Source organism: Vreelandella sp. 2A-K22, from assembly GCF_054065485.1.
This window is the reverse complement of the sequence record NZ_JBSUGC010000002.1, coordinates 1-16,637: the sequence shown is the minus strand read 5'-3', so window position 1 is coordinate 16,637 and position 16,637 is coordinate 1. Positions and strand designations below refer to the sequence as shown.

Genomic DNA, 16,637 nt, shown 5'->3' with positions numbered 1-16,637 from the left:
ATTCTAAAAGCATAACGGGCACCACTAAAGGTGCCCGCCGAAGGATGAAACGGCCTCAAAGAATCTATTTCAACACACCAGCCAGCAATGCCTGGGCGTTCCCAATCAATTCATCCAAGTGCTGTGCGCCTTTGAAGCTTTCGGCATACACCTTGTAAAGCGATTCAGTGCCGCTTGGCCGAGCGGCAAACCAGCCGTTTTCGGTGGTGACTTTGATGCCGCCAATAGCAGCGCCATTGCCCGGCGCGTCTACCAATACAGCGGTGATAGCGTCGCCTGCCAGAGTTTTCTCAGTCACGCTCTCAGCACTCAGCTTTTTAAACGCCGCTTTCTCTTCGGGTGAACAGGCGGTATCGACGCGCTTGTAAAAAGGCTCACCAAAGCGCTCGGTAAGCGTGCGGTAATACTCGCTGGGCGTTTTGCCGGTGACCGCCATAATTTCCGCTGCCAACAAACACAGCACGATGCCGTCTTTATCGGTGGACCACGCCTTACCGTCGCGGGTTAGCAAGCTGGCGCCTGCACTCTCTTCCCCGCCGAAGGCAAGCCAGCCCTCGTGCAGGCCATCCACGAACCACTTGAAGCCTACCGGCACTTCGTAAAGCTCGCGCTGGTGGGAAGCCACCACCCGGTCGATCATGGAAGAGGACACCAACGTCTTGCCGATCTTCAGGCTAGCCGCCCACTCTGGGCGGTGGGTGATCAGGTAATCGATGCACACGGCCAAAAAGTGGTTCGGGTTCATCAGGCCACTGGCATCAACTATACCGTGGCGATCGGCATCGGGGTCGTTGCCAAAAGCGATATCAAAGCGGTCTTTAATCTTGAGTAGGTTAGCCATTGCTGCCGGGCTAGAGCAATCCATACGAATTTTGCCGTCGTGATCCGGCGGCATAAACGCAAACTCAGGATCAACTATAGTATTCACGACATCAAGATTCAGGTCGTAGTGCGCCGCTATCGCCTGCCATACCGGCAGCGCGGTGCCGCCCATGGGGTCAGCACCTAACGCTAAGTTGGCGCCCTGAATAGCGACCATATCCACTACGCTGCCAAGCTTGGCAACGTAATGCGCAGTGAAATCGTACTCCTGGGCGTGGGCAATCGCCTCATCCACCGGCACGGCGGGTATATCTTCCAACTGGCGCAGCAGGTAAGCGTTTGCACGCAGTTCAATCCAGCCGGTGGCATCAGTATCCGCGGGGCCACCATGGTGCGGATTATACTTAATACCGCCATCTTCCGGCGGGTTGTGCGAAGGCGTGATGATTAAGCCATCCGCAAGAGCCACATCGGGCGCCGCCAGGTCATGGGGATTATTATGGTGCAGGATCGCCTGGCTAATCAGCGGCGTCGCGGTGTAACCGTGATCTTTCTCGACAAATACCGGCACCTTGTTGGCAGCCAACACTTGCAGCGCGCACTCCCAGGCAGGGCGAGAAAGCGCGTGGGTATCGAAACCTAAAAACAGCGGCCCCTGATAGCCCGCCTCACGCCGGTAGTCGACCACCGCCTGGGTGATGGCATAAATATGCGAAGCATTAAACGTACGCTCAATGGAGCGGCCACGATGGCCAGAGGTACCAAACGACACGCGCTCCCCAACGACGTTAGCGCTGGGTCGCTCTTCATAAAAAGCTTTAACAGTAGATTCCATGGTTCCCTCTCCCTGTTTATCTTATTGCGGCACGGCACCACTACGTTTTAGCCAAAACTGCACAGCTGCTTCTACGTTACCGATACGTTTTGCATCAACAGCGGCTTGCTTAGCCATGTTGGCAGTCGCTATAGGATTTTCTAACAAGTGTTCTAACGCACTTCGCCATTCAACGGGCGCATCATTGACTAGCAAACCATTTTTCCCGTGCTGGACAATCTCAGTGTACGGGTAACGATTTGAGTATATTCCTACCCCGCCCATGGCGGTAATATCAAAAAATTTGATGAAAGATTTGCCATGGTTAAACGGGGTATTTAACAACGGGGCTAGGCCTATATGGCAGCGGTGCTCTCGTTGATAAACCTTAAACGTCTCCCAGGCTAAGGGGCAAGGCGCGTTTAAGCGTGGCAGCGTGATTAAACTTTCTGGAGTGTGTGGCCCCAGCATAATTTCCACCTGGGTATCCATACGCTGGGACTGTATGCCTTCTATGGCCGGGGCGATGTGCATAAGGTCAGCTAAATGCGCCCGCGTGCCGTAAAAGCCGATTTTCCAGTTAGCGCTGGAAGATGGCGGTTGCGAGAAATGCTGAAGTGAAGGCAGAGGAGTAATCAGAGGTGGCGTGAGCACTTGAACATTATCGTGCTCGCTAAAAAAACAGCGCGCCAATTGCTCGCTAGAGGCCACCACTTCATCAGCCAGTGACACTAAGCGAGGTTGATGTTTAGCAATCCCACCCATTCGCTTACGGTAGGCAGCCGGTAAGGTTGGGTCATTGGACGCCTCAAAAATATCATCATCGATTAAATAGGCAATATAGCCAAAAGCATCGCGGTGACGTTCTAGCCAGCGCAGCCAACCTAACGGTAGCGAGCGGCAAAGCAGAAGATTAGCCCCCGCGAAACGCCGCAGCAGAGAACGACCATGTACCCAGCTGGCCCCGAAAGATCGAGAAGCGGTAAAACGTTCGACCGCCACGCCCCGGCGGCGCAGACCGGAGGCAGCAGATGCCAAGAAATAAATGTCCTCGGTCGGCCGCGCCCCATCGCTCAGAACAACCCAGGTGGTGTGGCGACTCACGGTACATCCTTGATTAAGATAATTCTTCTCCTTTCCACTAGCCCTATTCAGCACCGCTTCGCGGGTAGCGGCGGAACGACGCCCCGTGGCACGGAACCAACCCCGCCTGCACAAGCAAACCCCGGCACCGCTTCGCGGTGCATCCGCGGGTGCGCTTCGCTTACCACGCGCTACTAAATCTCGCATGCACATGAAGGTGGGGATTCCAAGGACATGTGCACATTATGTACATGGCCGTGGCACGTAATCACTCCACCGGAATCGAGTGAGTGCACCCGCGGAACGCCCCCCGGAGCTTCCAACTCAGCGTTATTGACTAACACCAGGGTACATTTTGAACTGTTTATATAGCTTGTAAATACGAACCCGCAGCTGGGCAGCCTCTTCAGACCGTATGAAATGGGCAACGTCCAAACATTGAAATAGATAGGTGAACACCAAGGCGCCCAACTGCTGGTCAACTCTTTTTTCAGCCAAGGTTTCTACGGCAGTCCAGGGTAGCCCACGCAACAGAAGCGCCACATCGAACCCTAACGGCAAATACGCCCATCGATCCCAGTCAACAAGCGCTACCTGCTGCTGCTGAGTATCAATGAGTACGTTATTACGGTGTAGGTCACCATGCGACAACACGCGTGGTAAGCGCGCAGTAACACGCATTAAAAAGACAAAAAATGTCAGTTCAATCCTACTACCGCCTTCCCGCAAGGCCTGCGCGATGACCGATGGAAATAACTTATGCAACAAACTTTTAAAACGACTGTAGCGGCGTTTTAAAGCGCTGCGCCCAACTTCACCAGCTTGCTGAAGAGTGACAAGTTGCGCCATTACCATAGGCACCCATGCTTCCCACCCGTTACCCACCTCTTCCAGAGTTATGCCTGGCTGAAAAGCAAACATCTGTAGCATGTGTCTTTCTTGAGAAAACGCAGCCAATAAAGGCGGCGCGGCTATACGACTAGGCGTGATCACTTTGTCATAAAGCTGCATCACGTTTGCATGAGCCTTGGGCTCTACATCAAAACGCGCCATGACAGGAGCCTGGTTAGCAACGTTAAGTACAGCGCCAGCCATTCGTCGTTCAGCAGACTGCCCAAACAGGGGTTTAAATCTATCAACCAACAATTGATCAGGAAGCGAAGCCACGGCTTTATACTCCGCGTGCTGATGGGAGATGGCAATAGGTAACCAATCGCTTTGCTTCGGATGCCTAAAGAGCCAAGGGCTATGCCGCAATGGCACGTCTTTCGGCGTTACCACGCGAACGACATCTCCATGCTTCAGCGCCAACGTTCCATGAAAACCCACGTTGCCACTCAACGAAAGCCCTGCCTTTTTCACATCCGCTCGTGGGCGGTTACAAGACAGCCGGCAACGTGTTCGGCCATTCACCACCACAGTCACGTATGGCGATAGGCTCCAGCCACTAATCGCATCCTCACTAACCCGGTCTATAAAACCTAGTACGCCCGGTTTTTTTATTACTTTCAACATAACCTATTACTTGAATATCCAGCGAAAATTGTTGATTGATGTATCAAAGTGTCTGATAAGTACCACTACACGGGTACTTTAAGATTTATATGGATATTCAAGCGTTTATCGCAACGAGAAATCCTCATGAACCAAGGTCAGATTAGGATTGTAGGCCGGGTCACTGTCCAGTAATTCGCCCCAGGTTTTACGCATATAGGCATATTCGCTTAGCCAACGCGCACGCTTTTCAGGGGTGTCATCGGCACCGCGGGAAATGGATTCATGATGGTAAAGCTCAGCAAACGGCGTCCACAGATTACGGTAACCCGCCTCACGAACCTTAATGCATAAATCCACATCGTTGTAAGCGACAGCCAGATCTTCCTCGTTCAAACCATTAACAGCATCGAAGACCTCTTTACGCAGTAGCAGACAGGCTGCCGTCACGGCAGAAAGGTTCTGAGCCACTTTCAAGCGCCCCATATAACCATCTTCGTCACGCTGAAAGAAGCGATGGGCATGTCCCGCTAAGCCACCTAACCCAAGAATCACACCACCATGCTGGATGGTGTCATTGGGGTAGTAGAGCTTCGCGCCTACACAACCAATATCAGGGCGTGAAACCTGCTCTACCATCTCCGTCAGCCACTGCCCATCAATCGGCTCTACATCATTATTGATTAAACCAATAACACTTCCCCGAGCATGGTCGGCACCATAGTTATTGATGGATGAATAATTAAACGGAGCGTTCCAGGACAACACCTTTACTCGGGTGTCACGGGCTGCCACTTCGTCCAAATACGCCAGGGTCTCTTTGCAGCTGCTTTGGTTATCCAGAATAAGCAGTTCAAAGTGGCTATAGTCGGTACGGTCTAAAATAGCATCAACACAAGGGCGCAATATATCGACGCCATCGCGGGTAGGCACCAGCAAGCTCACCAAGGGTTCTGGCGTAGGCATCGGCCAACGAATGCGCTGCGTGCCGGGCAATAACCCTGGCGCTACTTGTGCAACCTGCCCACAGGCCTCTAAATGCTGCTCAACAGCCCCAACATAACTGGAAGGCGTTGTGGCAGCCCCCGGTGCACCGTGATAGGCAATATGGGGTACGTGGGCAAGCTGTTGCGACGAAAAATGATCGCGCCGTGTTACGTCCAACGTTTGTACGTAATCCAGCCAATCAGGGTTATTGGCATTGTCACCACACATATCGGCTGAAAGGCGTGGAAAAAAGCGGTGCTGGTAACACACGGCCCGGCCCATATACGGCATCGAAAGCAGCAAATCAGCATTCCACTCAGGCTTAAACTGCGGCGAGTGCCGAACTCCCTCCTCGTCAAGGCTATCCTCATCGGCTATCAGCATCTGCGCTTGAGGATTATCTGCGGCAATACTGGCCATATGAAACAGTGCATTCGCCGCTAAACGATCGCCTGGGCGTAAAAACCATATCCAGGAGTGTTTGCAATAGGAAAGGGCCTCTATCCGCAAGGCCGCAACACTGGTGGCATGACTTTCTACAACGCGAAGAACGGGCATCTCACGCTGCCATTCTTCTAACCATGCCTGCCAGCCATGAAATGCCGGTGACGGTAACAAAAGTACGGCCTGCCGTGGCGACAAGGACTGCTCCGCCACACTGGCCAGGCTGCCTTTTAAGCTGTTTTGTAAAGCCTGTAATGCATCAGGCGTCGCCTCGCCAATAGGACACACCAGCAAAATACTACAATCAAAAGAGTGAACATGGTGGCGCATGGCCACCTCATGGTCGCTAGGCGCACGCCTTCGTTCTACCTGACGAATCCACTGCTGGTAGTGGCGACGAGTGGAAAAACTAATAAATGTACTTTCGTAGTCCTCTAGGGCAATGGTTTGCCATTTGCGGCTCTGTTTACGCGCCTGCTGCTTCAAACTGAGCTCAATTTCTTTCAAAGAAAGATCACGGTAGTGTTCATGCATGTTGGATAACCGCTGCAGCAAACGGTTATAGGCAAACATTGGCGTTAGCCATACGAAGCGAAAATGTTCCAGGGAAAACGTGCCCGTGGCGTTCATGGGCGCAAACGTCACACGTTTCACACCCCATGGCACGTATACAAGCCGCTTCGTGATCTTACCCACACGCAGAGGTAGCTCTACCGTTAACGAGCGCCGTGCAGACTCAAACGTGAGGCTAGACACCACACTGGTCACGTCTCGCTCACAGACAATTTCGACCATGTTCCAGCCGGGCAAAGGTAACTGCCCTTCTAACGCAAAAAGCGGCTCCGCGCCCAGGGATTGCCATTCACCAGGGCGTGAAGCCGCCTTTAATTGCTGTAAAGGAACAAATTGCTGAGGACTGCGGTAGTGAGGGTACCAAGGCTTATCGCGTGACGTGTGGTTAGCATTCATTCAAAAGCGTCTTATCCGGCGGATATGGAGCGAGCATGTTACCAGCCCTTAGGCTGCGTCACACCAGCCTGTTATAAAACCCTGCTAGACTAGCCAGGGTGTTAAATTAAGTTTATGAATCAAGGCATCATCGTGTGCGACGGAGATCTTTCGCTTAGCCACTGAAGCCCACTCATCTTCAGATAGCCTGGCGCGTTTTTCATCGATTAACTTCAAAAGTGACTGATCCACCTCAGGTACTTGCACCATAAACCGTGCATTGGTTTGCATCACCAAATAAGCCGGATTAACCGCTTTCACCAGCTCAGGGTCGAGGCTTCCCGCGCTGTGTACAAACACCACTTGTTGAAACAGGCGGCATAAGTAGTTAAGCATTGAATAGCTGGAAGACGAGCCAAAGAGTAAACACACACTAGGCATCAGTGCCTGGTCATTCACTAACACCGACAAACGCCCAAAGTTGGGCAAGCCATTATCATAATAGCGGCACTTCATATAGCTAAACGAGCGCAGCACCTCTATGTTGCAATGGCGTTCCGGCGTAAATTTATTGCCCAAGTCGCCGACAATTGTACGTTGCACGTACTCATCTTCGGCAAAAAGCGCGTTAACCGCATTGGGATCAAGGTCAAGCGCCGTTGCCAGCGCTTTTGCAGCCACCATCGCGCCTTGCTGGGACCAGTGACTATCCGTGCGAATAAAGGCCTCATCACCCAACTGGGTCAAAAGCGCCTGGGGGTACACAATGCTGTGTGCTTCCGGCAACGCCATTAACTGTTGTATGGGGCCATTGCTACCTTCAGTAAACGGATGATAACGAGGCCCCATGACACTCTCTTTAGACGGTGCCACCAACACCGCATGAGCGGCCTCGGCACTGTCAGCCAGTTGCTCAACGGCTTGAAAGTACTGTTGCCACTGCTCTACCCCTCCTTCCGTTAGGCGAAGCCGCCCCCGGTACTGATCAACACTCCCATTGGTATCATTATCCAAAAACAACCACCCCTGCTTACCCTCAAGCACTTTAAGGGAAGGAGGGAGTGCATCATCTAAATGAACACCAGACGGTATTTCTACCTGGGAAAGGGGAAACTGCATATCTCCTAAGCGCAGAAACAGTGAGAACTGCTCCAAACGGTGAGGAACCGTAAAACGAAAGCCACACTGCACTTGAGGGTGTGACTCATCAGCGGTTCCAAAAAGCGCTTCAATGACATCAGGACGGCGCACCGACAGAGGGTGGCAAAGCTCAAAGGTTTTGCTCCAGCGAGCAATTATTTCAGCCTTGCCTACCCACTCGGCTAACGCTTCAGGCAGCACTACCCACCCCTGCACGACCCACCCCCCTGGGAGCAACCACGGGGGGCGTTGCGCATCAGGGAAATCAAGGTGCCAGCGGAGCCCTGAGGTATAGCGGTCTAAAGTGTCCCGCCCAACAAACCGTTTAACAAAGCGAGCGAAACGTATGGCAGGCATCTCCCACGGGGTTTTAAAGGCTCTGTTTTGAAGAGCTCTGCTTTGAAGGACTATGCTTTCAATCATTCTCAGTGAAACCGTCCATAGCTGACTGTAAGAACGCTTGATCAGGCCCATAACGATGGGCCAAGTGGACAATCAGACAACCCCGTTAAGGGAAAGTGCAGAAGTGACATAAGCGACGCTCTTCCAGTCAGAGATCCCACACCGCTTTACGAAAGCCAAGGGTACGTCGCGTTGGTTCATCCCACTGATTTTTCCTGAACATTAGATCAAATTGACTATTGGATCGACCAGACAACACCCGAGTAGACTTCTGCAATTTATGCACGACACAAGCATCGCTGACATGATAAATCCGCAGCCCTAACAGGTGTCTTACCACATCGCAGTAAATACGATCAGAGCGGTAATGGCGGCCAAACTGCGCATCCAGAGGCCCAGCGCTACGATATGTTTCCCGGGGAATATAGACACAGAAGAACGGTGCAAAGCTGATCTCCAGCACTCTTCCGTCATGCAATAACGGCGGAGTCACAATATTACCGTGATGAGCCGAAAGATTGACATCACAGGGTTGATCGGCATCGGCGTAAGGCACGTGGGTGGTTAAAGTGGGCGTGCCACCAGGCAAAATTTGCTGGGGAACGACCAGGCCGCACTCTGGCAATTGAGTCGCTGCCAGTTGCATAGCTTCCAACGCACCTGGCTCAACCTGCGCATCGTTATTAAGCAGCATCAAATCATGGTCTGTTTTAGCTGCTGCCAACCCCAGGTTAACTGCGTGAGTAAAGCCATAGTTGCAGGAATTAAAAATTGCTTTCAGGCGCCCTGCAGCCTGAGCCTCTTCAAGGAACTTCTTCACCGGAGACGAAGAGTCATTATCGACAACGATCACCTCCAGCTTATCGCCCAGCGCCAGCGCTTCCAGGCTAGTGAGGCAATCACGCAGATCCTCCAACGACTCATAGCTGGGGATAACCACCGACACCCCTCGCTGCAGTGCAGTAGAGGCAGTTGATTTAGCGGCAGACCACTGATGCCCAGTTGCCTCACGTACCTGATCTAAATAGCCCACGTACTCCGTGTTAGCCGTCAACGTGTTAGCGGCACGGCCATAATAATAGTGGGTTAATACGACCGGCACTGAACAAAGCCGTACCCGCTGGCTATAGCGGCGGATCAAATCCCAATCCACAAACCTCGGCAGCGTCTCGTCAAAGCCCCCACACTGTTGATAGGCCTCGCGAGTGTGACAAAACGCATTGAGGTCTACATAGTTCTTATTGAACAGCAATGCGCGATTCAAAGGGCCAAACAGCACGCCTGAAGGCTCTGTGGCATTGCCGGTGTAGCGATATAAGCCTGAATAAAACGCCTGAGCCGTGGGTTCGCGGCTAAAAGCCCCCACCATGGCAGCCAAATAGCGTGGATCCCAAACGTTATCAGAGTCCAGGTAAGCGATATAAGCCCCCTGCGCTACCTCCAACCCTTGGTTGCGCGCATGGGAGACACCTCGATTTTTTTTCAGAGCAATCAGTTGAATACGTTCGTTTTTGGCGGCCTGCCGCTCACACCACTCACGGGTGCCATCGGTACTGCCATCATCTACCAACAGCAATTCCCAGTTGGCATACACCTGGCTACTCACCGACTCGACCGCTGCCTCAATGGTATCCAAACGGTTAAAGCAAGGCATAATGACGGTAACTAGCGGCGCCTTTGCGAGTGCTTGCGCATCACGAGTCAGCCCATCCGCCACGTTCTCCATGGCGGCCAAGCATCGCTTATCAGCCTCGCGAAACGGGCGCGACAAATAAGGATCAACCAGGCCATGGGCAAGATAACCCGCAAAATCACTGAAATCACGTTGAAACTCCCAACGCGCCTCACCGCTGGCCACGAGGTCTCCGCTCGCTGCGTCGATTAGCTCAATACGGTGGTTCTGACCATCCACCAACTCAACAGGAGGATAGACCTCAAAGGCATGGCGCCCGTCACCAATCCCGTTATCGCGCAGGTCAGAGCGAAATTGACTTGCCAAAGCTTCAATGTCGTAGTGGCCATCAATTCGAACCTGAACCTTACGCGGTGCTTTAGTATTGCAATCAGCCAGCCAACCACTAATGGCAAATCCACCCGTTAAGTTAAGATCGCCAGCAAGGCGAAGCTTACCACTGGATGGTGCCATCAACTGAGACGGCATGGTGTGCTCCAGTGCCATTCCAGAACGATACGGTGTCATTGAAAACTTGCCAGAAGCATCATGCGAGAGCAGCAGCAATCGCTCCGACTGGGGCTGTACCACCCCGGCCACTAATCGTTCTAATGCGTGAGCCAGCTCACCATCCTGCTGGCCAGTTTCTGGCTCGAAGGTCAACTTCGATACTTCCTCTGCCAGCGCAACCAAGGCTTGGGGGCGGCACCAGAACATGCTGCCAGCAAAAAAGCCCCAATCGCTTTCCAGAGGAACATTCAGGCTCTTGCCTAGACGCCCCAGCCATGAGCCATTGCCAAAACGCATCGCCAGTTGGCTCATAAACAGCCGCTGTGGCCCAGCCAATTGCAGTTGGGTATCGCTTCGCAACCGAGCCACCAATTGGCGCACACCATCACCGCTTGGCAACACGTTGCTCAGCAGTGTTTCGCGCCACTGTTTTGCCACCGGCGTAACACCCTGCTTCGTGTGCAACTTCAAGCAAAGCGTGTACTGCTGCAAACGCGGTAATAACGAAAAGAATGGCGCGATATCACGCCCACGGTTGGGACAGCACACTACCTGTGCCCCAGGATAACGCTTCTGTAGAGCCACAATCTCCCGCGTATTCGGCGCATGAGGAGTGGTAATAAATAAATCAAACGGCTCGGTAAGCAAGGTAAGCCGCTCGCCTAGCAGAGCTACCAAGTCCAGATGATAAGCATGTAAAACAACTGCCAACTGTGGCTGTGGCTGTGGCTGTGGCTGTGGCTGTGGCTGTGGCTGTGGCATTGAGGAGGAACCGCCTTCACCCACTACAGCCTGCCGTCCTTCATAACGGCCATGACGAATGTAGTGCAACAGTGGATCCAGCCCCGATTTACCAATATCAGGATAGCGCTGCAGGTACGCTTGAGGGTCAAAACCAGGCCCTGGGCAGCGCCCTAGCGGCCAGCCATAGTTTAAAAAGTGCTCCAGCGGTGGGAGATGGCTATGTTGTGCATCCGCGTAACGTTGCACATACCACACTTCATCGAATAACCCGGCGCTCAACAACAACGAACGGTTAGCGTTGCTCATTATTACCCCTTTACGCTACGTTGCTCTTTTTCGCCGAACTTGAGGTAGTGAATCAGCGGGTTGATACCACTTTCCACCACATCTGGGTTGTGAGCCAAATAGTAAGCTGAATCAAACCCCGGGCTAGGGTTACGCCCTTCGAAACCGCCCATCAACAGATAGTGGCGGGCAGGATTCGCCGACATTTTGCTATCACGAGCAATATCAGGGTATTGCGCTAAATACCACTTAGCGTCGAACCACTGACTCGCTTCGATTAACGCGACCTGCCGCTTGATCGCTCGCTTTGTCAGCGGTGGGGCTTTAGCAACACTTTTGGGGGCGCTTAACTCCGCTTGAGTAGACGTATCAGCACTAGGTGCTGCTGCTCGCAGAGCTTCTAGCTGATCCACTAGATTGGCTAACTCATGAGATTGACGCTCTATTTCGCGACGCTGCTGGGCCTGCGTTTCGCGGTTGGCTTTAGCGTCCACTTCAAGTTTCTGGTTAGCAGATTTTGTATCATCAAGCTCGCGTTTCAGCTGCCCGCGTTGCGCTTCGTTTTTCTTGAGCTGTTCGGTTAGCTCGTCAACAGTGCTAAGCGCTTCTTTTTCGCGCTCAGTGGTCGCTTTCAATTGAGCAGAAAGCATGGCGTGTTCTTTCTTTTGCTGCGCCAGCTGTTGTTCAACATCTGAACGGCTCTTTTCAGCATCGCCAATACGCTGCTCTGCTTCTTGTAGCTTACGGGTCAATTGGCCCAGTTCATTAAAGCGCGCCTGAAGCGAGGTCTCGATTTTTTGCAGCTTGTTAGTTAACCCAGTGTTCTCTTCATGGGCACTACGCAAGCTCTTTTCATTAGCTTCGAGCAGGCTGGTAAGTTTTGTCAGTTCGCTAAAGCGAGTTTCCAGCGTCCGCTTATGTTCATCCACTTCTTGCTGAGCTTTGTTGAGTGCCTGTTCGCTGGCTTTCAACGCCTGGGCATACTCACGTGACTCAGCAGCGTAGCGCTCTCTTTGCTCACGGGCCTCATTCGCTTGGCGTTCGCCCTGTTCACGCTGGCGCATCAGCTCCTTTTTCAGCTCGTCGTTAAATTCTTCCAGCGAACTCACCCGCTCGGCCAAACGGCCACGTTCCTGGGCGAACCGAGATTCTTGCTGTTCAAGGCACGCTTTCAGCTTATCGCGCTCTTCACCCACCTGCTGTAAATGCTCTTCCTGCTCATTTACCCGCTGTTCGGCAGCCGCCAGATTGCTCGCCTGTTCGTTAACTCGGGTTTCCAGAGCCTGTGAAAGCGCCTGCTGGTGGCGCACAGTCACTTTATCCTGGCAACTGCGCCCCAGGCGGGCGAAAACATCCTGCACCACCTGCGTAGAGGCAGCCGACTCCAGCGCGCCTAAAAGGTTTTTAAGCAGCGGGGGCAGATTATTACCTACCGCAATAATCCCCAGCCCACCGGCATGGTGAAACACAAAGTGCGGGTAGCGGGCTTTAAGGGTTTCAAAAGCACGGAACACAAGGCAACCTGGCTCGCGGCGGGCAACCCCTGGCACTACCACGACACCCTGAGTTGAAAGCTTGGATAACCAGCGATCCAGCAGATAATCCACGCTGTTGTCATCGGCTTCTACATGCAGCAGTAGCAGGTCGATTGAGCCCTCATCGAACTGGTCAATCGCCCGGATGGGAGTCGCCTCTAGCCACTGACTGATTGTAGAGAAATGATCAGCGGCATAGGCCCGAATAGCCTCGGCATCCTGCTTGCTTGCTGCATCTTCCTCATGCACTCCCACCATAAAGCAACGTGTACCCAGGCGAAGCCGGGAGGCTGACTGGCAAACCGCAAAGTGCGCGACGCTCTCGACCCCCAAGCCCACAGCCTGCTGTGGCCGCAACGCCTCTACCAACCAAAACAGAAACGGTAGATGTTCCAGCCAGGGAGATGCCTCACGGTAATCAGGCTGCCAAAACATGGATCCCTGGGCTAACGTATTGATAGAAGGCTTGATAGCAAGGTCTTGTGTAGCGTTGGCCGCTACCGAATGCTGTTGCTGGCTCACAATGAATTCCTAACACGTAATAAATGGGCAATAGGATACCAGCTCAACCGGGCAAGTTGGCAGCCGGTGCTGGAAAGGGGCGAACATCAGGGTTGGCCGGCAGGTACAAATCACTTGGCTGTTCGGCACTCTCGTGCCATTGAGCCGCCGCATAGCGGTAATCACTGCGCACCCCGTTAAACTGGGTAACTAAGTGCGTGGGGCCTGCCTGGCTAAGCGAGGTGGGCAAGCTACGGCCAAAGGCCAGCGGAACGCCTCTCTTAACACCACCAAAGGATTTAGCGCCAAAGGCAGTCGTAAAGCGCTGAAAGTACTCAGCATCAGCATCCACTCTGACAACGTCCCAAAACCCTAATGTTTCAAAAACCTTCCGCCGAAACATAAACGATGACGTATTGCGATAAATCCACCCATCCATCGCTTCAACACGCCAACGAGTAAAGAGCATTTCAGTAGAACAGCGAACCCAATCACTAAAGCATGCCTGCCACTCTGGCTTGCTTTCCAAGCCTGCTACCTGCACTTCAAGCTTTTGAGGATGCGACCAATCATCACTATCGTGAACGGTGATAAATGCTCCCTTCGCTGCCGCCAAACCACGGTTCCGCGCCGCGTAAGCTCCCTGATTGGTGGGCTGAGTTAGCACCCGAAAGCGAGAATCCTGCTGGCTAAATGCCCTGGCCACGGCTAACGAGTCATCTGTAGACGCATCGTCGACCACGATAACCTCTATATTGGCATAAGACTGCGCAGCCAGGCTGCGCAGTGCCGTTGCCAAGTGAGCCTCTGCATTAAATAACGGCACAATGACGCTGACCAATTCACCGCTCTCACACGCAGAAGAACGAGCCTCTGCTGTGTTTTCGTGCGTTAAGTTATCGAGCGTTAAGGGCTGGTTAGCATCTTTAAGCACGAGCGGATAGTGATTGGCACGGCTAAACAGCGCGTTAATGTGCTGTAAACGAAACTGCTCCGTTAGCGCGTGGGCCTGTGAAGACGCTGGAGGCGTGGCTGCCCCCCCTGCTTGAGCAGCGGCCTGCACTGCCAACAAATTAGCGAGCGCCAGGGAGGTATCAGGGTAGTCAGGGAATGCGGCCATTAACTGCTGGATACGCTGCCAAGATTCCACGAGCTGACCGTCGTTGATCAGGGCTTCCACCTCTAATAAACAGGGAGCCGCCGTAGCGGGCTTAACATCGTGTAGTTGATGGCGGCGTGACAATACCTCAGCGCAGCGCTGCCACTCACCTTGCCAAGCATACCAACGCCCCAGCGCCCATGCTGCATAGCTGACTTCCCAGGGATCTTGATGAGTAAGCAGGCCATTCAGTGTTGATAATTGCGTCGAGGTATCAGCCTGTTGCCAAAGTAGATCCTCAACCTGGTGCGCAAGTAGATCAACCGGCATGCGCCCCTCTTTTTCTCCATTACGCGTGAAATGGAGCAAGGGGCTAACGCCCGCCTTAGCGATATCCTGATGTTGATTACGGTAATACTCGGCATCAAAACGCGGGCCAGCTTTTCGACCCCAGGCCTCCCCCAGCAGCAAGTAGTGCTGCGCGGGCGACATACCGGAAACAGCCACATCGGGGTATTGCATCATATACCAGTCAGCATCAAACCAAGGGCTTTGCTCGATGTCCGCGATATCTGACAAATGCCTCTCTGTCTTATGCTCAGGGGGCAAGCTAAGCGTTGAAGATGATGTCAAAAGTCATTACCTCGTGTAACAGGAGAACCTACCGTGTTCGCCTAAGAAAACGCATCAGCAATTTGCTGGGCACTGCTTTGCGCCTGATTAGCATCTACAGCCTCGACCATCACACGAATCAATGGTTCGGTACCAGATTTGCGCAGCAGCACGCGGCCCGTTTGGCCAAGCTGCCGTTCGACCAGTGCGACAGCTTGCAGTACCGCTGGGGTATCAAGAGGATCATGCCCTGCTTGGGCGGTATAACGCACATTAATTAAGGTTTGCGGGAGTTTGTGCATACCCTGTTTGGCGTCATACAGCGTTGCCCGTTGCTCTAACAAACTAGCCAGCACGCGCAGTGAGGCAATAATAGCATCGCCAGTGGATGCATGATCCAGGCTTAGCAAGTGACCAGAGCCTTCCCCACCTAACCGCCAGCCCATGGCGTTTAACTGTTCCAGCACATAGCGGTCGCCTACTTTGGCGCGCTTAAAAGGAATATTCAATCCATTAAGCGCCTGCTCAAGCCCCAAATTACTCATTTGGGTACCCACTACACCGCCGGTGTAGCCCGCGCGCTTCGCATCCTTCGCAAGCAGGTATAAAAGCTCATCGCCGTCTACCACGGCCCCCGTATGATCCACCATCATCAGGCGGTCGGCATCGCCATCCAAAGCGATACCCATATCCGCCTGATGGGCGAGCACTGCATCGCACAGGCTCTGCATAGAGGTAGCACCGCAGTTTTCGTTTATGTTGAGGCCATTGGGCTTATCGTGAATACTAATTAGCTCGGCGCCTAACTCGCGAAAAACCGCTGGGCCCACTCGGTAACCCGCGCCATTGGCACTATCCAACACAATTTTCAGGCCATTCAAGCTCAAGTGCCCCGGCAGGTTAGCCTTACAGTATTCGGTATAACGGCCAGCGGCATCATCAATACGGCGCGCTTTACCTAGTTTCTCGGAGCTAACACAGGTCATGCCGCCGTCAATGGCTACTTGTAACCAGCGCTCTATTTCCTGCTCTTGGATATCATTAAGCTTCTGACCACCCTGCCCGAAAATCTTAATACCATTATCATCAAAAGGATTATGCGACGCGCTAATCACTACCCCCGCATCCGCACGGAAGGTAGAAGTTAAATAGGCAACGCCGGGGGTCGGCAACGGCCCCACCAGGGCAACATTAACACCCGCCGCGGAAAAGCCCGCCTCTAACGCGGATTCCAACATATACCCACTGGCACGGGTATCTTTACCAATTAACACTTCTCTAACACCTTCAGCACCCAACACCTGCCCTGCGGCCCAACCCAACTTCATAGCAAAATCAGGCGTCATGGGAAACTCCCCCACGCGACCGCGCACACCGTCAGTACCGAAATATTTACGCATTATTTAGTAACCTTAAAAGTGAATCGTGAATCGTGAATCGTGAATCGTGAATCGTGAATCGTGAATCGTGAATCGTGAATCGTGAATCGTGAATCGTGAATCGTGAATCGTGAATCGTGAATCGTGAATCGTGAATCGTGAATCG

At 53.0% G+C, this 16,637-nt stretch carries 9 protein-coding genes; all 9 read right to left on the bottom strand.

Going from position 1 to position 16,637, the window contains the following annotated elements:
* Positions 1 to 64: 64 nt before the first annotated feature.
* The 9 genes from pgm to glmM all read right to left on the bottom strand — a co-directional run bounded on the left by pgm (position 65) and on the right by glmM (position 16,492).
* Positions 65 to 1,657: a phosphoglucomutase (alpha-D-glucose-1,6-bisphosphate-dependent) gene (gene pgm, locus ACW17M_RS02405; RefSeq protein ID WP_457546866.1), complete on the bottom strand. Its 1,593-nt coding sequence runs from the start codon at positions 1,655 to 1,657 to the stop codon at positions 65 to 67.
* A 21-nt stretch (positions 1,658 to 1,678) separates the two neighbouring features.
* Positions 1,679 to 2,740, bottom strand: coding sequence for a glycosyltransferase family 1 protein (locus tag ACW17M_RS02400; protein WP_457546865.1), 1,062 nt, complete (start codon positions 2,738 to 2,740; stop codon positions 1,679 to 1,681).
* A 309-nt stretch (positions 2,741 to 3,049) separates the two neighbouring features.
* Complete coding sequence (locus tag ACW17M_RS02395) at positions 3,050 to 4,081, bottom strand: aminoglycoside phosphotransferase family protein (RefSeq protein WP_457546864.1); 1,032 nt, start codon at positions 4,079 to 4,081, stop codon at positions 3,050 to 3,052.
* A 258-nt stretch (positions 4,082 to 4,339) separates the two neighbouring features.
* Positions 4,340 to 6,613, bottom strand: coding sequence for a glycosyltransferase family 2 protein (locus tag ACW17M_RS02390; RefSeq protein ID WP_457546863.1), 2,274 nt, complete (start codon positions 6,611 to 6,613; stop codon positions 4,340 to 4,342).
* Positions 6,614 to 6,697: 84 nt separating this feature from the next.
* Positions 6,698 to 8,089 (bottom strand): alginate O-acetyltransferase AlgX-related protein, encoded by a 1,392-nt coding sequence (locus ACW17M_RS02385; protein ID WP_457546862.1) that lies wholly within the window; start codon positions 8,087 to 8,089, stop codon positions 6,698 to 6,700.
* 193 nt (positions 8,090 to 8,282) lie between these two features.
* Positions 8,283 to 11,366, bottom strand: a complete 3,084-nt coding sequence (locus ACW17M_RS02380; protein ID WP_457546861.1) for a glycosyltransferase — start codon at positions 11,364 to 11,366, stop codon at positions 8,283 to 8,285.
* A 2-nt stretch (positions 11,367 to 11,368) separates the two neighbouring features.
* Complete coding sequence (locus ACW17M_RS02375) at positions 11,369 to 13,402, bottom strand: hypothetical protein (RefSeq protein WP_457546860.1); 2,034 nt, start codon at positions 13,400 to 13,402, stop codon at positions 11,369 to 11,371.
* A gap of 43 nt (positions 13,403 to 13,445) precedes the next feature.
* On the bottom strand, positions 13,446 to 15,059 hold the full coding sequence (locus tag ACW17M_RS02370; protein ID WP_457546859.1) for a glycosyltransferase family 2 protein: 1,614 nt from the start codon (positions 15,057 to 15,059) through the stop codon (positions 13,446 to 13,448).
* A 95-nt stretch (positions 15,060 to 15,154) separates the two neighbouring features.
* Complete coding sequence (gene glmM / locus ACW17M_RS02365) at positions 15,155 to 16,492, bottom strand: phosphoglucosamine mutase (protein ID WP_457546858.1); 1,338 nt, start codon at positions 16,490 to 16,492, stop codon at positions 15,155 to 15,157.
* Between the last annotated feature and the right edge of the window lie 145 nt (positions 16,493 to 16,637).

Bases quoted from the DNA above. Each gene is read 5' to 3' on its own strand.
- pgm (WP_457546866.1), bottom strand. From the start codon at position 1,657: ATGGAATCTACTGTTAAAGCTTTTTATGAAGAGCGACCCAGCGCTAAC.
- ACW17M_RS02390 (WP_457546863.1), bottom strand. From the start codon at position 6,613: ATGAATGCTAACCACACGTCACGCGATAAGCCTTGGTACCCTCACTAC.
- ACW17M_RS02385 (WP_457546862.1), bottom strand. From the start codon at position 8,089: ATGCCTGCCATACGTTTCGCTCGCTTTGTTAAACGGTTTGTTGGGCGG.
- ACW17M_RS02380 (WP_457546861.1), bottom strand. From the start codon at position 11,366: ATGAGCAACGCTAACCGTTCGTTGTTGTTGAGCGCCGGGTTATTCGAT.
- glmM (WP_457546858.1), bottom strand. From the start codon at position 16,492: ATGCGTAAATATTTCGGTACTGACGGTGTGCGCGGTCGCGTGGGGGAG.